Below are 12,572 nucleotides of genomic sequence, written 5' to 3'. Positions count from 1 at the left end.
CCGCAATGAGGGGAGCGTGAACGGGGTTTTTCGCCATGCTGGCGGCCTTATGGGCTTGGCTACAGCAGTTTAACTTTCTCAGCCTCTTGGACTGGGCTCTGGCTGTCTTTCTGTTGGCTTTGGCTCTCTACTACACCCGCGAAAGTCGTGCTGGGGTGCTGGTGAGGGGATTTATAGTGCTGCTGGTGCTGTACCTGGCCACAGCCTCTCTCCCCTTGGTTCACCTGATCTTGGATCGCCTGCTCCTGGGCGCAGCCGTAGCCATGGGCGTGCTCTTTCAACCGGAGTTTCGCCGGCTGCTGGAGCAACTGGCAAGAGCTATCCGCATGGAGTGGCCAAGCAACGCAGGCGACGACGAGGAGGATCCTGAGGAAGATTTGGTGGAAGAACTGGTGCAAGCGGTGCGAGAACTTTCCCAAAACCGCACAGGAGCGCTGATTGTCATCGAGCCGGAGCAGCCAATTGACTCGCGGGTGTTTACCGACAAAGGGGTACCTCTGCAGGCGCGGGTGTCGCGGGAGATCTTGCAGACCATTTTCCAGACTTCAACTTTGTTGCATGATGGGGCTGTGGTCATCCATCGGAATCGCATTCGCGCAGCGGGGGTCATCCTGCCGGTTTCGGAGCGGGCCGCCTCTCGACAGCTGGGCACACGGCACCGCGCTGCGATGGGGATCACAGAGCAGACCAATTGCTTGTGTATTGTGGTCTCAGAAGAAACGGGATCCATTTCCCTGGCGGAGGGTGGGCGCATCGAGCGGCCTCTGACCAGTGCCAAGTTACACGAACTGCTGGTACAGCGGTTGCGCAATCCCCGCGATGCCAAAAAACGAGATGCTCCGCTAAAGGGATTGTGGGCCCACCCCTGGTTTCGCAATGGGCCGCTGCGCTGGTGGGGATCCCTTGCCGATCTGACTAAACTCTTTCGCAAACCTGAGAAAACCCTCCCCGAAGACTGAATCTCCATGACCCTTTCTCCTGCCCATCTTCTGCAGTTGCCTGCCGACCTAGATCCGCAGTTGTTGCCCCGCCATGTGGCGGTGGTGATGGATGGCAACGGGCGTTGGGCGCAAAAACGGGGCTTACCCCGCAGTGTTGGGCATCAGCGAGGGGTAGCGGCCCTGAAGGAGCTGCTGCGCTGTTGTGATGACTGGGGGATCCCAGCCCTTACCGCCTATGCCTTCTCCACCGAGAACTGGGGCCGGGCCCGCGAGGAGGTGGATTTTCTCATGACTTTGTTCGAGCAGGTGCTGTGGCAGGAATTGGGGGAAATGGTGCAGCAGGGGGTGCGCATCCAGTTTGCCGGCCAGTTGTCGGCTCTGCCCCACTCTCTGCAGGAAACCATCGTGCATGCGGTGGCCTGCACCCAGCACAACAAGGGCATTTGCCTGACGGTGGCCCTCAACTACGGGGGACGACAGGAGATCCTGCAGGCCTGCCGCTCCATTGCCACCTTGGTGCAGCAGGGGCTGCTGCAGCCGGATCAGATTGACGAGGCCCTCTTTTCCCAATTTCTCTACACCACCGGCCTCTCCGATCCTGACCTGCTGATCCGCACCAGTGGCGAGATGCGCATCAGCAACTTCCTGCTCTGGCAGATGGCCTACACCGAGCAGTATTTCACCCCCATCCTCTGGCCGGATTTCGACCGAGCCGCTTTTCACCAAGCCTTGCTTAGCTATCAGTCGCGGCAGCGGCGGTTTGGCAGGTGAGGTTCCAGGTTGAATATCTGTCGCAAACCGGCAGCTAGCGCAAAAAGCTGGTCACCAACCACATCACCGCAAACGTGATCCCCACCAACAGCGCACCAGGAGCATCGCCACCGGTGAGAGGAAGGGCAATGCCGTAGGCCAACATCAGCCCCAGGCTCAGGCCCGCCAGGGCCAAGAGAAAAGCGCGAATGAAGCGGCGCTCTTTGCGGTACAGGAAATAGATACAAGCCATCAGCCCCAAGGCCAGTTGCAGCGAGGGGTACTCATCGGGAGCCAAGATAACCCAACCCACCAGTCCACCCAGCAGCGCCGCAGGCCAGAGGGCATCGGCGGTAGAGGGGGTATCCAACCAGCGGCTGACCCAGGGGGGATTTTGGGCAGCAGGGCGAGGCAAACTCAGCTCCGGCTCAGGATGGGCAGCCCGTTGTTCGGCGTAGCGAATGCGATCGGGAACGGCGATTTTGCCCTCTTTGCGCAGGCGCAGGCGCTGCATCAGGATGGCATCGTAGGCTTGCTCCACCCGCTCTTGCTGCTGTTCATCGGCGCCCAAGCTGGCCAGGAGCCGAGCCCGCGCCGATTGAATCTCTTCAAAAGAGGCTTCTTCGCTAATTCCCAACACCTGATACGGACTCATCTCAGCCATAGCGACCAGCCCTTTAACTCTCTATCACCTTAACCCAGCCTGCCCAACCTTCGATCCGGCTACGCGACAGGAACCGACAACGGGGATTGAGTTGCCCCATCCTCCAGGGATCCGGATTCGGAGGTCGAGGCAATTACTGCCTGCAGACATCGGGCTACATACTCGACCGCAGCGTAGGTGGTGGCTTTGCCAAGGCTAAGGCGAATGGATCCCAGTGCCTCGGCTTCCGAATAGCCCATGGCCAAGAGGATGCGGCTGGGGATCAGTTGGCCGCTGCTACAGGCGGAGCCGGCGCTAATGGCGATCCCCTGGCGGCTCAGAGCCCTGACCAGCACATTCCCGGGGATCCCTGCGGCGCAGTAGCTGAGGTGGTGGGGCAGACGCTGCTCCAAATCCACAGGGCCGGTCAGCCGCAAACCGGGCACCTCCGCCAGCAACTGGGCCAAATGCCGTTGCAATTGCCGCAGGCGGGCCGTTTCTTGAGATAGCTCTTGGGCCGCCAAAGCCGCCGCCACTCCCAAGCCGACAATGCCCGGGATCCCTTGGGTACCGGCGCGCAGCCGCCGTTCTTGCCCGCCCCCCCGCAGCAGCGGTCGCAGCTCCCCCCCTGGGCGCACGTACAGCGCCCCCACCCCCTGGGGCCCGTAGAGTTTATGCCCGGAAAGGGAGAGCAGATCCACCGGCAGTTGTGTCAGATCCAGCGGGATCCGCCCCACCGTCTGCACAGCGTCGGTGTGGAAGAGCACCCCCGCCTGGCGACAGATCTGACCCAGCTCTGCAATGGGCTGCAGGGATCCCACCTCATTTTGGCCGTGGACGATGGAGACCAAAACGGTATTGGGTTGCAGCGCCTGGATCAAAGTCTGGGGATCCACCTGGCCGGCGGCGTTCACCAGCAGACGGGTGACCTGCCAGCCTTGGGACTGCAACTGGCGGGCAGCATTCTCCACCGAGGCGTGCTCGACGCTGGAGATGATGAGATGTTGGGGAGTAGAGTAGCGCTGGGCCACCCCAAACAGGGCCAGGTTGTTGGACTCCGTCCCGCCTGAGGTAAACAGCAGCGCCTCCGGCTCACAGTTAAGCAGCTCGGCCACCTGCTGCCGCGCCCGCTCCATGGCCATGGCGGCCCGTTCTCCCCACCCGTGCAAGCTGGAGGGGTTGCCCCAGCTTTCCTGCATCGCCATCTGCATGGCCTCGATCACCTCAGGCCGAGGCGGAGTGGTGGCGCTGTGGTCAAAGTAGAGGGCAGGATCCAAACGCAACATGCCAGCTCGACCAGCCGGGGCTCCGTGTTCCTATCTTAAGATCCTTGGCCAGTGTTGCCCAACGCTGGCAGCAGCTTCCCCTTGTTGAGGCCAAACCCGCTGGAGGCAAATTGAGCCTGCCTACTTGAAAAGACTAGTACGCTGGCGGTGCATCACCACCGATTCCACCAAGCCAATGGCCAGAAAATTGGTCAGTAGAGCCGAGCGGCCATAACTTAGAAAAGGCAAAGGCAAGCCGGTAATCGGGGCCAGGCCGATGGTCATGCTGATGTTCACCACCGCCTGAAAGAGGATCATCGCCAGCACCCCAATGGCAATCAGGGATCCAAAATTGTCCTTGGCCCCTTGGGCAATCCAGATCAGCCGCGCACACAGGATCCAAAACAGGATCAGCACCGTCAGGGTGCCGATAAAACCCATCTCTTCCCCAATGGCCGAGAAAATAAAATCCGTGTGCTGTTCGGGGATGAAGTCCAGCTGGGTTTGGGTGCCCTGCTGGATACCGCGGCCCCAGAGGCCGCCGGCTCCGATGGCAATGCGGGATTGAATGAGGTGATAGCCGGCTCCCCAGGGCTCTTGCATGGGATCGATAAAAATCTCCAGCCGCCGCCGCTGATAGGGCTTGAGAAGGTGCCAAGCTAGCTGACCCAACTGCCCCGAGAGCAGGTTGATTACCCCAAAAGTTACGGCCCCCGTCCACTGCCAGGGGAGACGCCAAGCAGCCAACCCCGCCATTCCCAGACACCAGAGCAGCCAAACCCAAAGCATCCAGCTCAGCTCTGGGCGAGTGTGTAAGCCATAGAGAATGGCTCCCACCCCCGGCGACAGGAGCAAGAGGATCCAACTGCCCTTGGCTCCGGCCCAGTAGAGCATGACCAGGACAATCACCACAAACACCAGGGCAGTGCCCAGGTTGGGCTGCAGGAAAATCAAGATCCAGGGAGGAGCAATGACGGCAACGGCCACCCAAATCTGGCTGAAGTACTTGATCGGCCAGTGGTGCAGGAGAGCAGCCAGGGTAACAATTACCCCCAGCTTGGCAAACTCAGAAGGCTGCACCTGAAAGCCAGCGATGGAGAGCCAGCGCTCCGCCCCTCCCCCCGCCGTGCCGAAAAAGAGCACTGCAATTAAACCTGCCAAGGTCAGGAAGTAGGTGAACCAGTGCCAGCGCAAAAGCCGCTCATACGGGATCCGGGCTACCATTCCCAAAAACACCAGGCTGATCCCGGCCATGATCAACTGCTGCAGCCAATAGTGGCTGATGGGACGCTCCCAGACTGCGCTGCGGATGGCAAGAATGCCGATGCCTGTCAAGGCCAGCACCGTGGCCAGCAACATGCCATCGAACTCGCGCCAAGGAGCCAAGATCTGCCGCAGAAGCTTTTTCCACCTAGGCTGAGAAGACACCTTTGGGTCAACGTTGCCCAGCAATAGACCCCATCCTCCAAAGCAAGGCCAGCACCAGTTTGACATGCCCCTTGCCCCACTGGCTCACTCTCGACCCCTCTCCCACGGGGGGAGCTATTCCCAGCTCTGCAGTTGCCCTAGCCAAGCGGAGAGGCGGGATCCCACCTCTTCTCGACGCCTTTCAAGATTGGCTGCCGTCAAATCAGAAGCAGGCCCAGCAGGATCCCAGTGGCCCAGAGCAGCAGCGCATCAGTTGTTACCAACAGCCATCCCTGCCGCAGGATCCCCAGCCCAAAGGCCAGCGTGCCCACGAAGAGATAGGCTCTTACCCGCAAGGCCAAGCCCAGCAGACCCAAGGCCAAACCCAACCCTACCGGCCAAAAGCCCGTCCACCGTTGCCCGTGAGTTTCCACCAGCACCACCAGCAGCCATGTGCCCAAGGAAACCAGCCGCAGCCAATGCCGCCCCCGCCGTCCGTTGGTTTCCTGTAATCCCGGATCCACCTGGGCCACATAGAGCAGGGATCCCACCAGGGGCAGGGCATAGAACGTCAGGGAAGCCCAATCCTGATGCCAGCCGTAACTCCACAGGATCCAGTTGCTCAAGAACAGGCTGACATAGCCCAGGCGCACTTGGGATCTCCAGATAGCCAGCAGGGCATAGTAGGTTGCCCCCAGCAGCAGATTAAGGGTGTTATTTCCTCCCGCGGTTACCAGAAACGCAGTCAGGGGTAGCACCAAGGCCGTATTGTGCCAGGGATCCGACGGCCAGCCCCACCCTCGCCAGGGCAAGCCATGGTAAACCAGCCCCAGCCCACAGAGCAGGGATCCGGCCCATCGCGCTATGGATAGCTGCGGCAGCCCCAGGAACACACCGCCCAGCAGAACCCCAGCTCCTTGCCATGCACTGAGGTAACCCCAGACCGTTGGCACCCAATTTTGCTCTGTTGGAGATTCTAGAGTTGAGGTTCTCGCCTGTCCGGCGGCATAGGCCACCAGGCCGGATCCCGTCAGCACCCAGAGCCCCTTCCCCCAAGGGCTGAGAGCGAAACTCCAAAGGGCGAGGCTGGCCAAGCCCCAGTTGCCGGCACCTATCCGCTGCAGCCAGGCCGCTTTCAGCCGCAGGGTCGCCACCAGCCAAGATGGACAGAGGCAGTAGCCCACTGCCAAGAGCAGCCCTAGCAAAGCTGTCAGCACCGCCGCTTCGTCCTCCCAGAATTCCCCAGTTTGCTGGCCGAGAAAGTAGACCCAGCTCTCGTAGGCCGCCAGCGATATTCCGAAAGCTCCCAGGATCCCCTTCCGGTTGGTAGGAGGAGGGCCTTCCTGTTCGCGACAGGGGTGCTGCTCCGGTGACTGTCGGCGGCCCACGCCCAGCAGCACGATGGAGAGACCTAAGCTGCCCAAGCCCGTTACCTCACTCCACTGGGCATGGGATCCCAGCCAGCCCAACCCTGCATAGATCAAAGGCCCCGTCCGCCAGAAGCTCAGGGCCCTGACCTGTTGCAGGAGCTGCCCCCCCAAAGACTTTGTCCCGCCAGCGCGAGCGGCCCCCTCAAGCAAGAGTTTTTCCGGCCCAATCCAAAAGAGGATCCCCAGGCTCAGATTGATGACGGCAAGCAGAGGGGCAACAGGACGGGATCCCTGCACAGCCCACAACACGCCGCTTGCCGCCAGTAGCTCCAAAGCCCAGCCCAGCCCGTACAACAACCCATCCATCTGACCCTTGATCTGGCCAGATGAAAGGGCTTGGGCAATTTCAGGGGCATCCCCTGTCGGAGAGGACTCCGTCCCGCTAGCGCTAGGGGGGAGGGTCGGAGAGGATCCCGTCTCGGCAATGGGAGCAGAGAAGACCGGAGCAACCTCTACCCAAAGTCGGAGACCAATGGCCAGCCAGGTAACCCCAGAGGCCAGCGGTATGGCTGCCGAGAAAGCAGGGGGCGAGGAAGGGGTGAAGAGGGCCGCCGCGGTGGGCAACGTTAGGGAGAGCAAGAGCACCAACCCCAAGGGTATACCCCAGCCATCCAGGGCTGGCCGGTAAGCGGCTTGCAGGCGAGAAGAGAGGTGCCGGATGCCGTAGCGACAGCCGCTCAAGAGCAACAGCAGCGCTGCCAAGACCAGCAGCCATTCCGCTTCCGTAAGTGTCGGCAAGAGCCGGCTGATCCCCACCAGGCCGAACCCTGAGCCGAAGGCCACCGCCAGCAGGGCTTCCCCCTCTGCTCCAGGAGTAGGGGAACTTGGCAAGGGACAAGCCCATAGCCACACCTGGGTAGCTAGCAGCAGCAACCCCAGCCCTAGCCCGAGCAGATCCGGGCCCGGCCTGCCCAAGGTGAGCAACTGCGCCATCACCAGCGAGAGCACGGCCCAAAGACGCAGGGATCCCCGCACTGGGATCCCCTGCTGCCAGGAAAGGGATCCCAATCCCCCTTGCTCTGGGCTCTGCAGCCAGCGGGGCATGAACTCCAGGGGGGGCAGGGCCAATACCTGAGCTGCCGTTAAAGCAAGAGGCACCAGCAGCCACAGCCAGCCCATGGATTGTTCACCAGTCGCAGACGAATCAAGGAACCGTTGCAGCAAAAACGCCAAGTAGCTGGATCCCACCAGCACCAGCCCTATGCCATCTGCACTTCGCTGCCACAGCTCCGCAGGCACTCCCCAAAAAAAGCGCTCTGACCCACCCAGAGCTACCCGCCCTGCCCATTGCAATAGGCCCACCAGCAGCAGAACCACTCCCCAACTGGACAGGCTCAAGTCAGACAAGAGCCAGCGGATCCCGGCCAGCAGCGCCCCCAGCCCGTAGGCATGGGTGAGAAATACCCAGCGGGGATCGAGGAGCTCAGCTCTCTTGGACTTCTGCCGCAGCCACCAGGTCAGGATGCCAGTACTCAAAAGCAAGTGCCAAAAGCGAATGGCCGGATAGGGAAGGCTCAAGAGCAGCAGGGATCCGCCCAACCCCAGCACCAAGCACTCTGTCGGTTCTACCAGCCCAGAAAAGTCTGTCTCGCCGGCTTCTGGACCGCTCCTCTGCCAGCGGGCCGCCAACCCCAACCACAGCACCTCGTAGGGCAGTAGCACCAACCCCAGCAAGCCCCAAGGGGAATCAAGGGGCTGAAACCAGTTGGTTACTGTAGCTACAACCTCTTGCCGCCAGCTTGCTGGCCACACCTGCCAAAAAGCCCAGCAAGTTTCCAGGCCCAGCAAGAACAGCAACGTCAAATGCACCCTAAGGACTTCGTCCCGCTGGGGCGACTGGGTGTGTCGGCGCAAGCGCCCGATTAAGACATGGATCCCCAGCAGGCTAATCCCCAGCAACTGCCAGCCGCTGAAAGGGCTCTCCGCCAAGCCAATGGCAGCCAGCAGCCAGCCCACCACCAACAGCACCCAGCTCCCCTCCCACCAGCGGGAGAGCGTCCCCTCCTGAGCGCCTTCTGCTACGACGTCCGGGGATCCCTGGGGCCATTCCGCTGCTAGCCAACCCAACAGGGCCACCGCCAACCCCAACTGCGGCACTTGGACATGCCCAGACAGCAGCCCCCGTAGGATTAACAGGGATCCGGCAGCCCCGATTAGCCAGATCTTGGAGCCCCGTAATTCCCGAGACCGGCGGCTCCAGGTGTAAATCACGGTGCTGAGGATCCCCAGATACAGGATCCCCAGGACAAAAGCAGGGCGAAGCTCCTGCGGCCCCAAGCTCCAGAAAGCGTGCAAGCCAGAGAGGGCCAAAAAGTTCACCAAGGTTCCATAAAAGGCGTATCCGGCACTAGTGCTCCGCACCGCTGGCGCGAACAAACCCAGCGAGCGCACCTGCCGCCCAGCCGCCAACGGGATCCCCAGCAGCAAGCCCAGCGCCAGGATGCGGATCCCCCAAAGGATCCCCAGCCCATCCAGGGCCCACACGTTCACCGGCACCAGCAGCAGGGCAATAGCCTCCAAGGTTTGACCGGTTAGACGCAGCCCTTCCTGCCGTTGGATCCATCCAGCACCTACCCCAAAAGCCGCCGTATAGGCCAAGAGCACCCCATACTGAGCAGTTGGAGAAAATTGCTCCCAGTGGCTGGCCGCCAGCACCCCCGAGGACACCACCACCAAAAACAGGCCCAGCAGCAACAGCCAAGCCACGCTCAGCTCTGACAGCAAGTTCCGCAGCAAAACAGCCAGCGCCGGGGTAGGGGGGGGCAAGGACTCCGTCCGAGTAGCGCGAGTGGATTGAGGGGCAGCTTGGGGCTCTTCTCCCCTCGACCGCAGGTTCCTCAACCCCAGATCCGGCCAGGCGAGCATTTCTTTCTCGCACCATCCCTGGGATCCAAATCAAATCCAGGAGCTGACCGATCCCCAGCAGCCCAAAGGTCAACAGCCAGAGCAAACCCGTCCGCCAGCGGCCCAGATAAAAACGGTGCAGGCCACAGATGCCAAACAAACCCAAAATCCAGAGCACGTAGGCCGAGCCAAGACGAGCCGGGATCTCGTCGCTGGGGAAAACTGCCGCTGACCTTGGTTCCTCCCCCTCTAGCCGATACTGCTCCACCAGCAAGCGAAAGTGCTCTGGAGTCAGCAAGCTCAGCTCCAGCCAGGCCCGCAAACCCTGCAAGACTTGCTGCCGGGATCCCCGAACGGTGAGCTCCAAAAGGACTTGCTCCGAGGAGGGCGAGCGGTCAGATTGCAGCTCCTCTGCTCCTGGAGGCAAGAGGCGATCCTGGGATCCCATGGCCAGATTCCTTGAGCAAAAGGCTTGGGGCTACTGCTACTCTAAGCCTTGCTCTAGCCGGTTGCCATGCCGTTCTCAAATCCTTCTCCTGCTGCGGCAAAGCGAAAGAGCTACGCACCGCTGACGCGACCGCTAGAGGGCTTCGATTAGCCCTCTAAACCTCAGTCGGGATCCCTGGGATCTCGCTGCTGTGAGTGCTGCGCAAGACGGGAAGCGTCATCATCTGTCCCAGGCGTGAAACGGTGAGCTCCGCCGCCGGAATGGGCTCCGAGACCTGTCCGCCGCTGAACACCATCACTCGGTCGCTGTACTGCAGGATCTCGTCCAAATCCGCCGAGGCAAAAAGAATAGCCGTACCCGCTTGGGTGCGTTCCAGCAATTGCCCCCAGACCCACAGCGCCGACTCAATGTCCAACCCTCGCGTTGGGTGCTCCATCAGCAAAAGACTCAGGGGTGTGGGCAAGAGAGCCAACTGACTGCGCTGTTGGTTGCCCCCCGAGAGTTGCTCCACCCGGCTGTAGGGGTGACCCCGAATGCTGAAGTGTTCGATGGCCGCTTGGGTCTGCTGACGGGCCAGAGCCCAGTTGATCCAGGGATCCTGCTGCTTGAGGGCAAAATGCTCCTGCAACGTTAGGCCGGGGATCAGCCCTTCTCGCAGCCGATCCGCCGGAGAAAACCCCACCCCACAGCGCAGGTAGTCGCCGTAAGGACGGCCTGTCATCTCCTGCCCCCTCAACAAGATCTGGCCACGCCTGGGCGGCAACAACCCTGCACAGGTGAGCAGGAAAGAGCGTTGCCCACTGCCTTCCAAACCGGCCAACCCAATCACTTCCCCCGGCTGCACCGCCAGATCTGGCAAAGCTAAGGCAAACGGCTCATGCCGCACCACCAGGGAGCGCAACTCCAACAGGGGATCCGCCCTCCTTTGCGGAGAATGGGGCCGAGCCGGGGGTGCCAACTCCCGCCCGAACATCCAATCGATCAACCGCTGTTCCAGCAGGGCAATGTCCTCACCTCTAACAGGCAGCTCCCCCACCACCTCCCCCTGCCGCATCACCGTCACCCGATCGCAAAGGCACTCCACATCGGCCAGCTTGTGGGAGACGAAGATCACCGATTTGCCCTGCCCCGCCAGCCTTCTCAGAGCCGCGAACAAAAGATCTTTTTGCGCTGCAGAAATGCCCGTCGTTGGCTCATCCAAAATCAAGGTGTTGATCCCCAGGGAAAGCAACCGCAGCATTTCCAGTTGTTGCCGTTCCCCCACCGTCAAGCTGCCGATGGCTCCATCGGGGTTGAGGTTGAAACCAAACTCTTCACAGGCTTTCTCAAGACGTTTCCGGCTTTCTCGCAGCCCCAAACCCAAGCGCCCCCGCTGCCCGGCAATAAAGTTTTCCAGCACCGTCAGAGAAGGAAAGTCCAAGGGATCCTGGTGCAACATGCCAATGCCCAGGCGAATGGCTGCTGCAGGGCTGTCGATGCGAACCGGTTGCCCATCGATCCAAATCTCCCCCTGATCGCAGCGCAGAAAGCCGCTCAGGATCTTAACTAAGGTACTTTTGCCGGCCCCATTCTCCCCAAGCAGGCCGTGGATTGTGCCCGCCTCCACCCGCAAGGACACATCGCGGTTCGCCTGTACCGCCCCAAAACGCTTGTGGATGTGCAGCAGCTCGACCTTCATTCTGCTCATAGTAACCTGCCTCCCCAGAAAATCCCCAAGAATACAGTTGCTGAGGTTGCAAGTGCTGGTGCTACGATAGCGACAGCTCGCCGTTAGGCGTTGGCTGCGGACGAGTTCAGCATCGATCTGTGGTTCGCCCTGCCCCTCTTCTCCGCCCTTCCCCCCTGCCACCCATCTCGGATAGCAACCGCCTCAAAATCTTCTCAGGCAGCGCTAACCCGGCTCTGGCTCAAGAGGTGGCGCGTTACTTGGGCATGGATCTGGGCCCGATGTTGCGCAAGCGCTTTGCCGATGGCGAGCTGTACATCCAAATCCAAGAGTCGATCCGGGGTGCTGATGTCTACTTGGTGCAGCCCACTTGCCGCCCCGTCAACGACCACCTGATGGAACTGCTGGTGATCATCGATGCCTGTCGCCGCGCCTCTGCCCGGCAGATCACCGCTGTCTTGCCCTACTACGGCTACGCTCGCGCCGACCGCAAAACGGCAGGCCGAGAAGCGATCACCGCCAAGCTGGTGGCCAACATGATTACCCAGGCGGGAGCTCATCGCGTGCTGGCTATGGATCTGCACTCGGCCCAGATTCAAGGCTACTTCGACATTCCCCTCGACCACGTCTACGCCCAGCCGGTATTACAGGCTTACCTCAAGGAAAAGGGCTTGCTCGACGAAGACATTGTGGTCGTCTCTCCCGATGTGGGGGGTGTGGCTCGTGCCCGTGCCTTTGCCAAAAAACTCAAGGAAGCCCCTCTGGCAATCATTGACAAGCGCCGCCAAGCCCACAACGATGTGGAAGTCATGAATCTGATTGGGGATGTGCGGGGGAAAACTGCCATCCTTGTGGACGACATGATCGATACGGCAGGCACCATCTCGGAAGGGGCAAAATTGCTGCGCAAGCTGGGGGCCAAGGCGGTTTACGCCTGCGCCATTCACCCTGTTTTTTCTGAGCCGGCCATTCAACGCCTGCGGGGTGGTCTATTTGAAGAGGTGATCGTCACCAACACCATCCCTATCCCTCCAGAGCAGCACTTTCCCGAGTTAACCGTTCTCTCGGTAGCCAATGTGCTGGGGGAAGCGATCTGGCGCATTCATGAAGATAGCTCCGTCAGCAGCATGTTTCACTAAAGTAAGTTTCAAAGTAAGTTTCTCCAGAGTATCGCTAGA

8 protein-coding genes and 1 pseudogene are annotated in these 12,572 nt (G+C 60.9%); 3 read left to right on the top strand and 6 right to left on the bottom strand.

All coding sequences use genetic code 11. From position 1 onward, the window contains the following. Window positions 1–35 precede the first annotated feature (35 nt). A complete protein-coding gene (gene cdaA, locus NW805_RS03540) occupies window positions 36–959 on the top strand; it encodes a diadenylate cyclase CdaA (RefSeq protein ID WP_414328940.1) in 924 nt (307 codons plus the stop codon). A 6-nt stretch (window positions 960–965) separates the two neighbouring features. Further along, on the top strand, window positions 966–1,712 hold the full coding sequence (locus NW805_RS03535) for an isoprenyl transferase (protein ID WP_011433250.1): 747 nt from the start codon (window positions 966–968) through the stop codon (window positions 1,710–1,712). A 34-nt stretch (window positions 1,713–1,746) separates the two neighbouring features. Here the strand turns inward: NW805_RS03535 and NW805_RS03530 are convergent, their stop codons facing one another. From NW805_RS03530 to NW805_RS03505, 6 genes and pseudogenes are all read right to left on the bottom strand, one after another. Beyond that, window positions 1,747–2,355: a CPP1-like family protein gene (locus tag NW805_RS03530; RefSeq protein WP_414421652.1), complete on the bottom strand. Its 609-nt coding sequence runs from the start codon at window positions 2,353–2,355 to the stop codon at window positions 1,747–1,749. 59 nt (window positions 2,356–2,414) lie between these two features. Further along, window positions 2,415–3,620, bottom strand: a complete 1,206-nt coding sequence (locus NW805_RS03525) for a cysteine desulfurase family protein (protein WP_414421651.1) — start codon at window positions 3,618–3,620, stop codon at window positions 2,415–2,417. A gap of 120 nt (window positions 3,621–3,740) precedes the next feature. Further along, complete coding sequence (gene rodA / locus NW805_RS03520; protein ID WP_414419476.1) at window positions 3,741–5,051, bottom strand: rod shape-determining protein RodA; 1,311 nt, start codon at window positions 5,049–5,051, stop codon at window positions 3,741–3,743. 173 nt (window positions 5,052–5,224) lie between these two features. Next, a complete protein-coding gene (locus NW805_RS03515) occupies window positions 5,225–9,301 on the bottom strand; it encodes a hypothetical protein (protein ID WP_414421708.1) in 4,077 nt (1,358 codons plus the stop codon). Window positions 9,302–9,389: 88 nt separating this feature from the next. Further along, window positions 9,390–9,728 (bottom strand): annotated as a pseudogene (locus NW805_RS03510) (TM2 domain-containing protein); the annotation flags it as partial. Between the two features lie 154 nt (window positions 9,729–9,882). Then, window positions 9,883–11,415, bottom strand: a complete 1,533-nt coding sequence (locus NW805_RS03505) for an ABC transporter ATP-binding protein (protein ID WP_414421650.1) — start codon at window positions 11,413–11,415, stop codon at window positions 9,883–9,885. A 119-nt stretch (window positions 11,416–11,534) separates the two neighbouring features. On the opposite strand from NW805_RS03505, the gene NW805_RS03500 reads away from it, so the two are divergent. After that, window positions 11,535–12,533: a ribose-phosphate pyrophosphokinase gene (locus tag NW805_RS03500; protein WP_011433256.1), complete on the top strand. Its 999-nt coding sequence runs from the start codon at window positions 11,535–11,537 to the stop codon at window positions 12,531–12,533. Window positions 12,534–12,572 lie beyond the last annotated feature (39 nt).

The sequence above is a fragment of the Synechococcus sp. W60.1 genome (genome assembly GCF_047461575.1).
Classification (GTDB): Bacteria; Cyanobacteriota; Cyanobacteriia; order Thermostichales; family Thermostichaceae; genus Thermostichus.
Note: the sequence above shows the minus strand (reverse complement) of the source record. Positions and strands in the feature narration are given on the sequence as shown.